General features: G+C 41.5%; 9 protein-coding genes. 8 read left to right on the top strand and 1 reads right to left on the bottom strand.

The features are described from left to right. The first annotated feature begins 555 nt into the window (after positions 1 to 555). The 5 genes from FHW88_RS29735 to FHW88_RS29715 all read left to right on the top strand — a co-directional run bounded on the left by FHW88_RS29735 (position 556) and on the right by FHW88_RS29715 (position 4,496). On the top strand, positions 556 to 1,140 hold the full coding sequence (locus FHW88_RS29735; protein ID WP_176629099.1) for a Crp/Fnr family transcriptional regulator: 585 nt from the start codon (positions 556 to 558) through the stop codon (positions 1,138 to 1,140). A gap of 162 nt (positions 1,141 to 1,302) precedes the next feature. Next, positions 1,303 to 1,881, top strand: coding sequence for a YceI family protein (locus tag FHW88_RS29730; RefSeq protein WP_176629098.1), 579 nt, complete (start codon positions 1,303 to 1,305; stop codon positions 1,879 to 1,881). 139 nt (positions 1,882 to 2,020) lie between these two features. Next, positions 2,021 to 2,509, top strand: a complete 489-nt coding sequence (locus FHW88_RS29725) for a nuclear transport factor 2 family protein (RefSeq protein WP_176629097.1) — start codon at positions 2,021 to 2,023, stop codon at positions 2,507 to 2,509. A 38-nt stretch (positions 2,510 to 2,547) separates the two neighbouring features. Then, a complete protein-coding gene (locus FHW88_RS29720; protein WP_176629096.1) occupies positions 2,548 to 4,221 on the top strand; it encodes a carboxylesterase/lipase family protein in 1,674 nt (557 codons plus the stop codon). Between the two features lie 38 nt (positions 4,222 to 4,259). Further along, positions 4,260 to 4,496, top strand: a complete 237-nt coding sequence (locus tag FHW88_RS29715; RefSeq protein ID WP_176629095.1) for a hypothetical protein — start codon at positions 4,260 to 4,262, stop codon at positions 4,494 to 4,496. Between the two features lie 468 nt (positions 4,497 to 4,964). Here the strand turns inward: FHW88_RS29715 and FHW88_RS29710 are convergent, their stop codons facing one another. Continuing rightward, positions 4,965 to 6,665: a cellulase family glycosylhydrolase gene (locus FHW88_RS29710; RefSeq protein WP_176629094.1), complete on the bottom strand. Its 1,701-nt coding sequence runs from the start codon at positions 6,663 to 6,665 to the stop codon at positions 4,965 to 4,967. Positions 6,666 to 7,546: 881 nt separating this feature from the next. Here FHW88_RS29710 and FHW88_RS29705 point away from each other — a divergent pair. The 3 genes from FHW88_RS29705 (at position 7,547) to FHW88_RS29695 (ending at position 17,055) form a co-directional block, all read left to right on the top strand. Beyond that, entirely contained in the window at positions 7,547 to 11,659 is a 4,113-nt protein-coding gene (locus FHW88_RS29705; RefSeq protein ID WP_176629093.1) for a hybrid sensor histidine kinase/response regulator transcription factor, read from the top strand. Between the two features lie 607 nt (positions 11,660 to 12,266). Further along, positions 12,267 to 15,434: a SusC/RagA family TonB-linked outer membrane protein gene (locus FHW88_RS29700; RefSeq protein ID WP_255485492.1), complete on the top strand. Its 3,168-nt coding sequence runs from the start codon at positions 12,267 to 12,269 to the stop codon at positions 15,432 to 15,434. 31 nt (positions 15,435 to 15,465) lie between these two features. After that, on the top strand, positions 15,466 to 17,055 hold the full coding sequence (locus tag FHW88_RS29695; protein WP_176629091.1) for a RagB/SusD family nutrient uptake outer membrane protein: 1,590 nt from the start codon (positions 15,466 to 15,468) through the stop codon (positions 17,053 to 17,055). Positions 17,056 to 17,074 lie beyond the last annotated feature (19 nt).

Below are 17,074 nucleotides of genomic sequence, written 5' to 3'. Positions count from 1 at the left end.
GCGGAGAGTTAGGGATTTGTTTTAACCTTAATTTTCTGCGCTTATTTGATATCTTGAATGGTTTTCAATTCGTACTCACCGAATTACTCACCACTTTTTATTTATAAGTATATAGCTGCAAACGCTATATTCAAATATACAAAAAAAGGAAAAAAACAAGTCTTTTTATTTATAAAAACGTATGTTCGAATCGAATGGATTTACTTTAAGCCCTCTAGTCGGAGGCAAACCAAGTACGAAAGATTTCGCAACTGCATCCATTTTAAAAAGATTTAGCGGCAGCCCGATCCCGGGGAATGTCCCAACTAAGTCAGCCTGGATTGCTTATTCATCGCTAAAAGATTAACTTTATTTAATCGTGAAATAAACACATATCCAATTTTAGGGTGATATAAGAGACCACTGATTTGTGCACCATATTTAATGGCATTGATACAGTTGCCAGGCAAATCACATCAACTCCATTTCGCGAAATTCTTTTAGCCGGGCGCCGGAAATATTGGACAATATACTGGTAATCAAGAGGCAAAAAATTGCTAATTTAGTGCTCTAATCATGCTCGATAATTTTTTTAATAAACTTTCAAAAGCGATAACACTGACAGAAGCTGACAAAACAATTTTCAGGCAGCATATCAGTGTAAAGAGACTGAGAAAACATCAATATCTGTTGCAAGAAGGAGAAGTTTGTAAATCGGTGGTCTTTGTGTGTAAAGGTATGCTCCGCTCTTACCTGGTGGACAAAAAAAATAACGAACACATTATACAATTTGCACCGGAGGGTTGGTTTATTTCTGACCTAAATAGTTTCATAATAGAAGATATTTCCACTCTGAATATTGAGGCTGTGGAAGATTCTGAATTGATATTGATAAGCAAAACTGCACATGTATATCTGGAAACTGCTGTCCCCGGATTTTACAAATTTAATTACATGCAATATCGCGGTGCCTATATGTCGCTGCAAAAAAGATTAACAGACATGTTCATGTTGTCGATTGAAGAACGATACACCAAACTTTTAAGCATATATCCGGATATTACGCAGCGGGTACCACAACACATGATCGCTTCATATCTTGGGTCAACACCTGAAACGCTAAGCCGTGTCAGAAAAAAAATCTTTGTAAAAAAAGACTGAAGAATTGATCGAAATCAATATTATTTCTTGATTCATGTCAAGATAAGGGAATGGGTTTCACTCTACTTTTATGCCGAAGCTTCCTGTTGTCAAATTAAGCGTTAAAACGCAGGTTTGTCGGCGCTGAAGCATTCGTTTAACTAAAAAATCAATTATTAAAACATGAAGAAATTATTACTATCTGCGGTGATGCTGCTTTTACAAACCTCGTTATTTGCCCAAAACACTACCTGGAAAAATGATAAAATGCATTCCAAACTTAAGTTTACTGTTACTCACCATTTGCTTTCGGATGTAGATGGTTTGTTCAAAAAATTTGATGTGACCATAACAGCGGCCAAACCCGATTTTAGCGATGCCGTTTTTGAGCTATCAGCCGACGTGTCTTCAATCAACACCGAAGTTGAAATGCGGGATAATGATTTAAGAAGTGCTAACTTTTTTGATGCTGCAAAATATCCGGCTATCGTTTTCAAAAGCTCATCAATAAAGGCAGATGGAGCGAACAAGTATAAGCTTACCGGCAACCTAACCATGCATGGCGTTACCAAGCCTGTAACAATGGACCTTTGGTACCGTGGCACAAAAGAAAACCCAAATAGCAAGAAAAACGATGCCGGTTTTAAATTGAGGGGTACATTAAAGCGTTCAGACTTTGATATTGGTTCGGGCACTCCCAATGTACTTGTGAGCGACGAGGTAGAAATTGCAGCTGACGGCGAGTTTGCGAAAGCTAATTGATAATGCCGATCAAGCAATTTACTTTCCTTTGTCAGCCCGATGCACACAAATTATCCTATCAAAGCTATAATCTGATAAGAAATGATATGCTTCGAGTCTGTACGCGATTAAACCTGTATTTTTCTTAAGCAATAATATAATGAAGAAATTCATCATTGCCATTGTATTAACTACTTTTGTCACTCGCCAGGCTTATGCTCAGTTGCCTGTAATACCGCTTGGAAATCAAAAATCCTTGCTGCAAAGCAGCAACCCTAAACTTGCAACCAATAAAAAACTTGTGTATGATTGCTGGCGGGAAGTGCTGGAAGCCGGCCATCTTGAATTGGCAGATAAATATCTCGCCGAAAGCTATATACAGCATAACCCAAATGTTCCCACAGGACGAAAAGGATTTGTTGAATTATTTTCAAAATTTGCAAAGCCGAGGCCAATTGTCGACACCATAAAAGCGCCTGTTGTAGCTATTGTAGCCGAGGGTGACCTGGTGGTAATAAGTTTTGCCGCGAAATTGCCCGAACCAACCGACAGCACGAAAACCTATACTACAACATGGTGCGACATGTTTAGAATTGAAAACGGCAAACTGGCGGAACATTGGGATGGGGCGCAAAAAACAAAGAATTAACTGAATAAGCATCTGGTCAAAATATTTAATACAAAATTATGTACGTGTCAAACAGAAGGAAATTCTTAGGGCAGTTGTCAGTTATTACCGCGGCTATTACCCTTCCTAAGTTTGCGAGATCTTCAGTTCAGGCCGATGAGGAATTCATAATAGTTGAGGCGGCTGAAGGCAAGCTTAGGGGTGTAAGAAAGGATGGGGTTTGCTTATTTAAGGGCGTTCCCTACGCCGGAAGGCTCTCGGGCGACAGGCGGTTTAAAAGGCCCGCCAAACTGGAACCGTGGCAAGGTGTCAGGGATGCCCTGGAGTTCGGGCCGCCAGCTATTCAGGGCGATACTTTCAATCCGTCGTCAAGAGAGGATTGCTTGTTTCTTAATATCTGGACACCGGCCAACGACGGCAAAAAGCGACCGGTAATGGTTTATAATCATGGCGGCGGTTTTGCAAATGGCTCCGGCGCGGCACCCGGTCAGGACGGTGCAAACCTGGCAAAATACTTTGATGTAGTAGTTGTGGAAACAAACCACCGGTTAGGGCTGATGGCTTTTCTGTATCTCGAAGATATTGCAGGCCCGGAATATGCAGGTTCTGGCAACAATGGTCTTCTGGATATCGTCGATGGTTTAAAATGGGTGAAAAAGAATATTGCGGCATTTGGGGGCGACCCTGAGAACGTGATGATATTTGGAGAATCAGGCGGCGGGGCAAAAACAAGCTGTTTATATGCGATGCCGGCGGCTGCACCCTATTTTAACAAAGCCTCCATCGAAAGCGGCCCGGGGCTAAGGATGCTGCCAAAAGAAGCGGCAGTGGAAATGACCAAGCTGGTATTCAAGGAACTCAACATCGATCTGAAAGACTGGAAAAAAATCCTCGACGTCCCAGTTAAGGATCTGATCGATGTTCAAAATAAAGTTCCCCGCCTTATGGCTAACAGCGACTACATCCGCAAACACGGCGTTGTAGGTTTTGTTCCTAATAATTTTGCGCCGGTGGTGGATGGTGTTGCACTGCCACATGATCCTTTTGATCCGTTTGCGCCGAAGATATCAAAGGATAAGCCGCTGATGACCGGTTGGAATGAAGATGAATGGGCATTTTTTGCCATGTATTCACACGATGTCGGCCCGCTGAAAAGCGATTTTACATTTGACGCATTACAGACAAAATTTGAACCGGAGTTTGGCGCTGATACGAAAAAAATTATTGAGACCTACAGGCGAACCCTGCCGAACGCGTCGGCAAGCGACATTTGGATGGCTGTAAAATCAATTAATATGATGGGGCTGGGGACGATTGCCATCGCAGAAAGAAAAGCGGAGCAGCACGGCGCGCCTGTATATTTGTATAATTTTGGCTATAAATCGGAAGCAAAAATCCCTGACACGGATTATCCTTTCGGTACGCCGCATGCCATGGATATTACGTTTAAATTCAATAACGAAGTGCTGGGTGCAAAGCCTGGGTTTTTGAGCGGGAACAAGCCTGAGCGCTTTGTTGCATCACATCATATGGCAGAGCTATGGACGACTTTTGCCAGGACGGGTAAGCCTGCAGCGAAGGATGTTCCAGAATGGCCTGCTTACAATTTGAACAATAGGCCGACTATGCGTATTGATACAAATTGCGAAGTAATTTATGACAGGTATAAAGAGGAACTGGCTTTGTGGCGGTCTATCGGCAGAATAAGCTATCACCCGCTAAATTCAAGGTGAATATATATGTTTAGCGTTTTACCGGATTATTATCGAGCATGATAACGAAGCGAGTTTCGTCCCGCGTTTTTCCCTTCGCGATCAATTTGGATACCACCGAAAAAGCTGCCGAACTTTGGCAATTGTTTAACAAGCCATTCAAACACAGCATCAACTGGAAATTATCATTTTTCGATTTTCTGAATGATTCGCTGGTCAGCGCGAACTACACGATCAATTACTGCAAACCATTAACAGAATTGACACCCCGATTGTCATTCTTTTTGAAGGCTTAAAGAAATACAGATAAATTGATCTAAACCTGTTTCAAAAGATATCATCGATCATTGTTACCAAGAACGAAAAGGCATCCATGTACAAACCTGGATGGATTTATGGATTTCGTCGGTATGGCTACAATTAAAGAAGTGGTACTCAAACACCAAAAAAAGAAGGCGGTACTTATAACATTAAGTATCGGTTGACTCACAATCGAAAAATAACTTACATCAACACGGATTATTTTGCTGGGGAAAGCCAACTTAAAAAGGACTTTCTGTAAAAGGCAAGTTTTTGCTTTCCGTGATAACCCCATTTACCGTAGTTCCTAAAGATTTAGGAAATGGAAATGAATAGCATCTTTCAACCAACTTAACCCGTCAGCATCTAACATTAAGAAAAATCTCTAACGCCTCATTTAAAACAGAGGCATCAGAGATTTTCGGCAATTTATGAAATAGCCTAATTGATTTCTTTTATTTTACTTATATTTTCACAAATCCCCATTGCTGATTTTTGCCCCCATAGTAGTCATTTTGGTCGACCGCGCTACCATTTCTGAATGGAACTGCGGGATCAGTCCCTAAAGTAACTTCCAGGGCTTTTCCGCTATTTACGTTGATGATTTTATAGAACCCGTTGTATGTTGGCTGAATTAACCAGTTTTGATTAGCTCCGCCTGTACCTGTATAATCCCACATATCCACGGCACCGCCGTTAGCCCCAGACCAACCCCATACCTCTAAACATTTCCCGCTAACATGCATAGGCGTTAACATGTAGCCGCCATTTGCCGCAGCTTGCACTTTAAATTGCTGATTTGCTCCGGCTACATACTCCCATTGATCTGCCAGCGACCCATTAGCAGTTGCCCAGCCACCGATCTCCAAGGGCTTAAAACTATACCTGTTGATAATCTGGTACACACTACCAACCTGGAATGCCGGGGATGCCCCGGTTTGTGCCCCTTGTACAATGGCCGCCAAATCCCGTTGATCCTTTACGGCGTAAGTCGATCTATTAATGAGAGACCCAGTGTCCCAAAGAAATGGATGAATACCATTCGCTAATGCCTGGCGCATATTGTAATTATACCAATACGCCCTGGAAGCAAGATTGAAGTTTAAAGAGTCTCCCGTAAGGTTTCGGTCCATTACTGCAAATTCGCCCATTACTACCGGTATGCCATGGTCAACAAATTTTGTCTTCATCATTTGAAAATTTTCGTTAATGGTCGATTCCTCACCCCAAGTCGGATTGTTCGCAACATCGAAGGTGGTGTGATATCCCGAACCCCAATAAAAAAACCTGTTACCATATGATTGGTCGGCGTCCAACAAACAAAAGTTCCAGGGAGTATAGTTATGGATTTCCACCATCAAACGGTTGGATGCCGGATCTGTTGGCATTGTGTTCATCAGATTGTTCGTATAAACAATATCACCTCCTTTGGGCCCCTGGATAACCAGCGTCCTGTAGCTGTTGTGTCCGCCGGTTGACCTCACCGCGTTGATAAAAGTTTGATGATAAGAAAGCAGAACTCTCATTTCTGTGCTATCCGTTGCGTTAGGTTCATTCGCGCTGGCAAAAAGCAGGTGTTGATCAAAACCACGCATTTGTGTTGCAATTTGTTCCCAAAGTGCTTTTTGTTTGGCATTAACGGCCGCCTGCGCGGTGGTAGTGCAATTAAGCTCCAACCATCCGCCGTCCCAATGTATATTTAATATCGCATACATCCCATCGTTGACGCAGTATTGCACAACCTGCTGCACACGGGCAAGCCAGGCCGGGTCTATTTTTGCAGTTGTTGAATCTGTTACATGTGACCAATTCCAATTGCAAGGGATCCTTATGGCGTTAAACCCCCTTTGTTTATAGCTGTCGATGAGTGCCTGGGTAATATTGGGGTTTCCCCACCCGTTTTCGTTATATTGGGCTTCCATAGTGTTGCCAATATTAATACCCAACGTCATATTTGCAGCGATTTGAGTTGCTGTACTGGTCATCCCCGTTTGATCGGGTACTAGCGGCGAAATATTGTAACTCGGATAACTGGTGGCGGTTAGCGTTTTAGTGCTCGTTTTAACAAGCGATTTAACGTCCGGGGAAGCGATTTGTTGCTTCTTGCACCTTGTCAATGCCAGGATTGCAAGAATGCATAAAAAATAACTTAAAGTTTTCTTCATAAAAAAATGGTTAGGCCGGCGATGTTTAAATCTGCCGGTATTAATAATTTGGTTAATTGCGTGTGAAAGTGTCAGATAGTCAGATAAAACGAGGGTGTTTTTATCATTACCTGTAAGGTTTACAGAGTTATTGGCACAGGCAGTTATGTTGATAACCGCCGTTAACCAACGGGGTATTTCAAAGATTGATAATAATGCAGTTGCCATTCCGCATAAGGCGGAGTTTAACATTAGTTTCATTTTTCGATAGGATAAAACGGGCCTGAAACGGTTTATTTGTTTAATTGGTTAAATCTTGTTTTTCGATGCAGAAGGACAATTAATGAAAACAATGCAATTAAAGTCAACATAATACAGCGGTTGGAACAATGGGCATGTTTAATTAGCGATAATTGAATTGTACAAGGCTTATTAATTGAGTAGTAAAACTACAGATGAGATAATTTAATGATGGGAGATAAAAGTTAGAAAATAGGGCGTTAAATGTTAATTTCTCAAAAAACATGGAATCCGTAAAGTTTGTATAAACAGCCACTTTATTTGAAATAGATTGACAAAGCGGTATCGGAGGTAAGTATTTATCATTTCAAAAACTGTGAATAGGCCGTGTCGTCGCCTTTTTTAACCGAATGATCCGGATAGCCTCCTAGACAACAATCTGTAACAAGCGTTATTTCATTGTAAATTCAAGAATGGCCCGTAACCATAATATCGGCAGCTCGTTTGCTTCAGAGGTAGCTTGTTTATTTTTCGCTGATTAAATAGAGGAATCGCCACTTTTATCTCGTTAATTGCGAATTTATTTTACTTTTATGGTACGGTAGTGTACCGGCTTGCTAAAGAGCCAGGTTCCTGATTTCCAATATCTCAACTAAATTTTAATGCGTGTAAAACTTTATATTGTCGTTTCAGCATTGTTTTTTGCTTACACGAACAATTTTGCGCAAAACAGTCAATACCAGTTTTCGCGGCTCAATATAAGTAACGGGCTGTCACACAACCAAGTCACCTGCATTTTTAAGGATTCTGAGGGCTTCATGTGGTTTGGTACTTCTTCTGGTCTCAACCGTTATGACGGTTATACTTTTAAAGTATTCAAGCACGACGTAAATAATAAAAACTCCATTAATGAAGATTACATAAATAATATTTGGGAAGGACCTGACAAAAAATTATGGATAACAACCCCGGCTGGATATTCTTTTTATGATCCCGAAACGGAACAGTTTAACAATGATGTATCGTCAGTACTTTATTCTCTTAAACTTCCGGTGTATCCTTCCGTTTCCAAGATAGTTCACAACGGCAAAGGCGACTTTTGGTTTCTGTATCCCGATTCGGGCATTTACAGGTATAATGAATTGAACAAAACTACCACACATTATTATCATCACCATAGTCCAAGCCCGTCATTATATTCAAGTTTAGTTACAGACATTGTGCAGGATACAACCGGCAATGTATGGCTTGCTTATGACGACGGCGTAATAGAGCTATTTGATGTAAAACGCAATGTAATTACTTACCATACAGATATTTTTAAAAAGGCTGCTGACAATAAAGGCAGGAACTACTCGCTAACTATTGACAGTGAAGGCGATCTTTGGGTGTTTAACCCCAACATGGATTCCGGCGTCTATTATTACAGCCGCCGTACGGGACGGTTTCGGTACATCACAAAAGAATCGGCAGAAACGCCGCTTACATCGAACAACATCACTAATATTATTCAAGCCGACGACGGCCTCATGTGGATATCCACTGATCATGGCGGAATAAATTTATTGGATAAAAAAAGGGGGGACATTACTTATTTACTAAATAGGGAAGATGACCCAAAATCGTTGGGACAGAACACCGTAGCGCTTTACAAAGACAACAAAGGTATTATGTGGGCCCGTACGCTTAGAGAGGGGGTAAGTTATTATCATAAAAATATTATCAGGTTCCCGTTATACAGGCACTTTGCTTCAGCCCCCGCCAGCCTTAAGTTTGAAGACGTCAATAAATTTGTCGAAGATAAAAACGGTAACTTATGGATCGGGACCAATGGAGGCGGCTTAGTTTATTTTGATCGCAAAACAGGCAAGTTTACCCAGTATAAACATGATCCGGGAAATCCGAATAGCCTCACCAGTGATATTATTGTTAGTTTGTGTATTGACCATGATCAGCAACTATGGATAGGTACGTATTTTGGCGGACTGGATCATTTTGACGGAAGAAAGTTTATTCATTACAAACATAATGGCAAGGTACCTACGAGCATTGCCGATGACCGGGTATGGAATATTTTGGAAGATTCATCGAACCGGTTATGGATAGGCACGTTTGCGGCGGGGTTGCAAATGTTTGACAGAGACAAAAAAATATTTTCCTCTCCCTTTAAGCAAAGGGATATCAGGTCGCTTTATATATCCGCACTCATTGAGGACACCAAAGGGAATCTCTGGGTAGGAGGATATTTGGGGGTAGATAAAATATTAAAAAATGGACGTGATGTTATACATTATAATAAAAAGAAAAACGACCCTAACAGTTTAATCAATGATGACATTCATAATATCACGCAGGACAGCCGCGGCCTGATGTGGATAGCAACAAGGAACGGACTAAACATATTGAACCCCGAAACCGGCCGTTTTATCTCGCTTACAAAAAAGGACGGGTTGCCGGACAACCAGGTTTTGAATGTATTGGAAGATAACAGCGGGGCCATGTGGCTAAGTACATCAAACGGCCTGGGCCGGATAACGTTGACACCCGGCAATGGCACCTATAAATTCCAATTTGAAAGTTTTGATGAAACAGACGGCCTGCAGGGCAGAGAGTTCACTGTAAATGCAGCTTTAAAAACCAATAAAGGGGAATTGGTATTTGGTGGCTCGCATGGCTTCAATATTTTCGACCCACTAAGTATACACCTGAATATAGATGAGCCTAAATTAATTTTCACCGGCTTTCAGCTATTCAACAAAAGTATAGCAGCTAATGAAGAAGTTGATGGCCATGTAGTATTATCTAAAGCAATTTCGGCTACACAGGAGATAACGCTGAAACACAGTGAAAATGTGTTTACCATTGAATTTTCTGCCTTAAATTTCTTTAATCCCAATAAAATAACGCATCAGTATATGATGGAGGGTTTTGATAAAGGGTGGCTTACTGCAAATAATGCTACCCGGAAAGCTACCTATACCAACCTTGACGGAGGCGATTATACTTTTAAAGTACGGGCTATTGGCCGGGAGGGGAAATGGAAACCCAGCTATATAAAATTAAAAATTAAGGTATTGCCCCCGTTCTGGAAATCGCCAATCGCCTATTTTATTTATGTTTTCTCCATCATAGCGGTATTGTATTACATCCGAAAACAAGGCATTAAAAAAATAGAAACCCGGTTTGAGATCGAGCGCGTGCGAAAGGAAGCACAGGATAAGCATGAGCTGGATATAATGAAAATAGATTTTTTTACCAACGTTAGTCACGAATTCAGAACGCCTATCGCCCTGATTATGGCACCTGTTGAAAAGTTGTTAAAGCAGGCTGATGATAATTATAGCCGGCGAAAGCTTCAGTTGATCCACGAAAATTCTAAGCGGCTGCTTAATATGATTAACCAGCTATTGGATTTTAGTAAAATGGCAGTAAAAAAACTTCAGCTTGATCTGCGTGAAGCTGATATCATTAAAGTTATTAAAGAAGCTAGCGATCTATTTACCGATCTGGCGGATAAAAAACATATCAGTTTTTCATTTAAGTGTGATACTGATTCGGGCTTTACTTTTTTTGATCAGGATAAAATTGAAAGAATTCTTTTTAACCTGCTTTCCAATGCATTTAAGTTTACCCCTGACTTTGGTAGTGTAGCTGTTGAAGCAAAATTGTTGGGATCCAACAGCGTGGAAATGACCCTGCTTCAAATTAAGGTAATAGATTCGGGTGTCGGTATTCCGGCTGAAAAACACAATAAAATATTTGAGCGTTTTTTTCAAAATGAGATGCCCGCTTCATTAATTAACCAGGGAAGTGGTATTGGCTTGTCAATTACTAAAGAGTTTGTTGATCTGATGGGTGGCACCATTTCTGTTGAAAGTGAACATGGGAAAGGGAGTTGTTTTATTGTGCGGCTGCCATTAAAGATATCCCAGAAAAGTAACTTTACCGGTATTGAAAATACCCCCGAAGAAGTAGGAGCGCCTAAGCCCGACAGGTCAAGTCAGGAAAAACGCAATAAAAATATCACCATTTTAATTGTGGAGGATAATTCCGATTTCAGGGCTTATCTAAAAGATGATCTCAGGCACATATATACTATTGCCGAAGCCGTAAACGGTAAAGACGGTTGGCAAAAGGCATTGGCTTTACATCCCGATCTGATCATAAGCGATATTAACATGGCCGAAATTGATGGCATCGATTTTTGTAAAAAGATCCGTAGCGATAAACGCACCGAACATATACCATTTATATTAATTACCGCTTTTACTGGCGACGAAAAGCAACTGGCCGGTTTGGAAACAGGGGCGAACGATTATCTTTCCAAGCCTTTTAATTTTGACATATTACGTTTCAAGGTTCACAATTTGCTTAAGAATCAACAACTAGTAAAAGAAACATATCGAAGGCAAATTGAAGCGAAACCGGGCGATTTGGAAATCGAAACTCCCGATACGAAATTTATGAGAAAGTTGTTGACGGTCATCGAAGAAAATATTCCAAATGCCGGCTTTTCAGTTGAATTGCTAAGCAGTAAGATGAATATGAGCCGCGCAACATTATATAATAAAGTATTTAATCTTTCTGGCAAAACTCCGGTTGAGTTTATCAGGTCGGTAAGGTTAAAAAGAGCAGTACAACTCCTACTCACCAAACAATTCACCATAGCCGAAACTGCCTATGAGGTAGGTTTCAATGATGCTAAATATTTTTCTAAAGTATTTAAAGAAGAGTTTTTGATGACACCTTCTGAGTACCTGGACAGTACAGATTGATCTTCACACTTCAATCCCGCCGATTCAAATGATTTATAGTTGTGAAAGAAACTGCCTTTTGCAAAAGGCAGGTATAACTATTTTTTTCGCCCATTGATTAAGTTAATAATCTCATTGTCAATATCTTGAATTTTGGCAAGATTGACATTTTTCATACCAATCAGCCACATTAGCACACTCGGTGGTCTGCGCATACAGGGTATATTGCCCCAATATAATACAACCCAAGTTATTATATGTAAGCCCTGATTTATAAACCAATTATTCAGATTATGCCTAAAAACCGCCGTTTAAACGTTTATCGTTTTTTTGATTTTTTCACCCTGCGGGGATCTTTTTATTGGAGAGTTTCCCCGCTTTTAGGGTAACCTCAATATAAAGCCTTTTTGATATGAGCGGATAATCGGACCGCCTGGCCTTCAGGCGGTACACCTGATTGATACATGAAATAATACTGAACGATAAATATCAAACCCATATAGATCACCTATTAGATTATGAAGAAAAAATGAGATTAAAAACCAATTAAACACTAACCAAACACCAATGAACCAATTATCAAACCTTAAAATCCTTTTAAAAGATGGATAAAAATTTACAAAGAAGAATGAAATACCAGATTTCATTATTTATCGCGGGCATGTTTCTTTATTTTTCAGCCCATGCACAAACCGTAAATATCACGGGCAAAATAACAAGCTCTGAGGATGGCCGGCCAATACCTGGAGCAAGCATTAAAGTTAAAGGGACGGGTCTCGGGTCTATTTCCAGTATTGATGGAAGTTATTCAATAGCGGTAGAACCTGGCAAGATGCTGGTTTTTACCTTTTTAGGGTATGCTCCAAGGGAAGTAACTGTTAAGCAAGCTGGCGTAATTAATGTCACCCTCAAATCAACATCCAGCAACTTAGATGAGGTTGTTGTTGTTGGCTATGGTAAGAAAGCAAGAAAAGATCTTACAGGGTCAATAAGTTCCATATCGGGTAACGAATTGAACAAAACCCAACCGGCAACCTTTGACCAGGCCCTGCAGGGTAAAGTTGCAGGTGTAGTGGTTCAACAGGTATCGGGCCAGCCCGGTGGTGGCGTATCTATTCAAATACGTGGCGTGTCTTCAATAAGCGGCTCCAATTCGCCATTATACGTAATAGATGGTATCATTATTCCACCAGTGGGTGATCCCGGTAATGGTTCTAATCCATTAAATGCTATCAATCCTGCCGAAATTGAATCAATAGATGTATTGAAAGATGCTTCGGCAACAGCCATATACGGTTCGCAGGCAACCAATGGAGTAGTTGTTATTACTACAAAAAGGGGTAAAGCCGGGGCGCCGCAGATAACTTATGATTTCTATGCCGGTTACCAGGAAATACTAAAACGGATGCCTGTGGTGAATTTGCAGCAGTTTGCTTCTATCATTAATGCCCGGGGCATTATCTGGGGCTTTGATACGAGGCCCCAATTTGCTAACCCGCAATATTTAGGCCCCGGTACCGACTGGCAAAAAGAATTATTCAGGAAGGCTCCGATGATGAATCACACACTTACGGTAAGCGGTGGGGATGCCCGGACCCAATATTTGCTATCGACCTCGTATTTTGACCAGGAAGGGATAGCCCTTGGATCTAATTTTAAAAGATACTCGTTAAGGCTGAATTTAGATAACAAAACTACTAATTGGCTAAAAATAGGTACCAGCCTTCAATTGGCGCATGTTAATGAAAGTGTAAATTCAACCTCCGGTAATGTAATTGGAACCGCACTAAGCATTAGCCCCGATATTCCGGTAAAAAATCCTGATGGTTCCTATGGCGGCGTTACAGACCCCGCCGGCTGGGTAGCCCCTATTGCCAACCCGGTGGCATTGGCCAAAATTGTAAAAGACCTGAGAAAGAATGATCAGATATTCGGCAATGTGTACGCCGAAATACAATTTACTAAAGACCTATCGCTGCGAAATGAACTATCCGGTAATTTTGAATTTAATACGGAAAATAGGTATTCACCAACTTATAGTTTTGGCAAAGGTAATGTCAGCCGTAATTACGGTTCCTCAAATGCCGGCCAAAATTTTTATATAGCAATACGCAATTTTTTAACTTATAACCATAATTTCAAAAAACTTCATGTGGATGCCTTAGCGGGGCATGAATCGCAGGAGAGAACTTTTGAATCTCTTTACGGCGCGCGAAGGAATTTTGCTTCAGACAATGTGCAGGCCATTAATGGCGGGGATGCCAGCACGGCCACAAACTCGGGCGATAATTCACAATCAACCCCCACGGGAGGCAATGCGCAGGAATCCTGGTTCGGCCGTATCAATTTTTCATGGGATGACAGATACCTGCTCACCGGTAATATACGGAATGATGGTTCTTCAAATTTTCCGGCTGGCAATCGTTGGGTTACTACCTATTCGGGTGGATTTGCCTGGAAAATTAATAACGAGGCGTTTTTAAAAGGCGTAAAATCTATAAATGAGTTGAAGCTGAGGTTTGGTTATGGGCTTACTAACAATCAAGGCATACCGGGCAATACTTTTGTAACCCAACTTATATCGGTGCCTAACAGCCTGTCAGGCACAGCGCAGTTTCAAAACAATTTGGCAAATCCGTCGGTGAAGTGGGAAAAAACTGATTATTACAATGCCGGGATCGATGCATCGTTCTGGAATGGGCGGTTAGGTTTTTCATTAGATGTTTACGACCGCGAAACACACGGCCTTTTATTACAGGTGCCGCTTCCGGAATACTCTGGCACTGTATCGGGCTGGGGGCCGGGATCCATGCAAGCGCCTTATGCCAATGTCGGCTCGCTAAGCAACAAAGGGTTTGATTTCCAAATCAACTCTACCAATATTATTTCTAAAAATTTCACCTGGAAAACTACTTTCACCATATCGCGAAATAAGAACAAAGTGACCAGTTTAGGTGCAGGTGGAGACCAGGCCAACCTAAGCCAAAAATCTTATACAATTAATGATATAATCGAAAAAACGGTGGTAGGCCAGCCCATTGGCGAATTTTACGGCTACGTATTTGATGGGATATTTGCAAAGCCATCTGATTTTCAAAACCATGCCCGGCCTGCCGACCCCAATGGTAACCCTTATCCGATTTCTTCGGCAGGTGGGGGGATCTGGTACGGCGACCGTATGTTCAAGGATTTGAATGGCGACGGTGTTATCGACTCAAAAGATCAAACCTTTTTGGGCTCCCCGATCCCCAAATTTCAGTATGGTATCAATAATACATTTAACTACAAAAATTTTGACCTGAATATTTTCTTCAGCGGCAGTTATGGCAACAAAGTATTCAATCAAATGGCTATACAGGAAACCGATCCGAGAGGGCAGGCCACTTTTTTCACATCGATGTTAGATTATGCGAAATTGGCACTGGTAGATCCCAAAGGCTCTGCAACCGATGTTAACAATGTATATGTTACCAACCCCAATACAACGGTTGTAGGACTGAGAAATGATAATACCAATACCAATAACCGACCTAATAGTTTAATGATTGAGGATGGTTCATTCCTGCGGTGCAAAAATATCACTTTAGGTTATCGGATATCAGAAAGCCTTTTATCCAAAATATCTGTGCGGTCTGTCAGGGTATATGCCAATGTATCCAACTTATTTATAATTACAAAATATAGAGGCATGGATCCCGAGATAGGTTCGTGGAACCCGCTCCAGGCAGGTTGGGACAACGGTTATTACCCGCAGCCAAGAGTATTTACTTTGGGTGCAAACATAACCTTGAAATAATAAAACCATTACCGATTAAAAATATTTGTTTATGAAATCAATTAAAAAGATTATCACCATCCTGCTATGTGTTGCCGCAATAGCCGGATGTAAAAAGAGTTTTTTGGACCGTCCGTCCAACTCGCAGATCAGTTCTAATAATTTTTACAAATCCACTTCCGATTTACGGCTGGCTACGGCAAGTCTGTACGCCGGTTCAGAGTGGTTTCAATGGAACACTCAGGGCTACATACCACTTGGCGACGTATTGGCTGGTTCCGCCAGCTTTCCGTATAATGGCGATTTGGTACAGCTTTTTACACGCACTATTACCGCCCAAAATGGCCTTGTAACAAATGGTTGGGTTGGGTTGTACAATGTTATAGCGCAATGTAATGGCGTTATTAATGCCATACAGCAACAGGCGTCTTCGTCAATTTCGGCAACAGACAAAAATGCGGCCATAGCTGAGGCAAAATTTATTCGTGCCGTTGCTTATTATCATCTGGCGGTGTATTGGGGGGCTGTGCCCATTGTTGAAGATAACAGTAAACTAATAAAAGATCCGCTGCTTCCGCGCAACATTGTTTCGGATGTGTATAAATTTGTTACTAAAGACCTGACTTACGCAGCGCAATATCTTCCCAAAACAGATGAAAAAGGCCGGGTGACTACCTGGTCGGCGCAGGGAATGCTGGGCAAAGTATATTTAACGATGGCCGGTTTAGGCAAAAGTGGCAGCCGCGACCAGGCCTTGTTGGACAGTGCCAAAAAGTACGCGGGCAATGTGTGTAATAATAGCGGGCTAAATTTGTTTCCCAGCTATTATGATCTTTTCAAGGTGCAAAACAACGATAGCCCTGAATCATTGTTCGCGCTCCAGTGGGCTGGAGGTGTGGGTTATGGTATTGGCAATGCCCTGCAACAATATTTTGCGCCAGATAAAGTCGTTACTCCTCAGCAACAAGGCGGATGGGAGGGCATAGCGCCAAGCTATGATTTATACCGGATGTATTCGGCTAAGGATACAGTAAGGCGTAAAGCCACTATTGTGCTTACCGGAGATTTTTATCCCGAATTGAATGTTGCCGGTGGTGGTTATACGGCAAAAAATACCGGCCTGAAAAAACACATTGTTGGCACGGAAAAAGATAACAACTTGCCAACAATGGATTCCTGGTCATCTCCCGAACATAATGCAATTCTTAGATTGGCCGATGTGTATTTGGTATATGCCGAAGCTATTTTGGGTAACGATGGTACTACAAGCGATGGTAACGCGCTAAAGTATTTCAATGCTGTACGGACAAGGGCAGGCGTGGATAAAGTGCAGGCGATAACCCCGGATTTACTGCGTACGGAAAGAAGGGTTGAACTTGCTTTTGAAGGACAATACTGGATAGACCTGGTTAGGTATTCTTATTACGATCCTACTAATGCTGTGAAATTTCTTAATGACCAGGATGCCACTCACGGTCGTATCTCGTTTACTTATGACCCTAAAACAAAAATAGCTACAAGGGATACTATTGCTCCCCCAGTTACGCTTCCGGCAACTATCGCCTCATTTACGTTGCCAATTCCATCATCGGAGTTAACCACCGATCCTAAATTGGCGCAGCCGCCGGTGCCCTATTATTAACTAAAACATTTAAAATATT

This window comes from Mucilaginibacter sp. SG538B, assembly GCF_013376065.1.
Taxonomy (GTDB): Bacteria; Bacteroidota; Bacteroidia; order Sphingobacteriales; family Sphingobacteriaceae; genus Mucilaginibacter; species Mucilaginibacter rubeus.
This window is presented reverse-complemented; position numbering and strand designations above follow the sequence as displayed.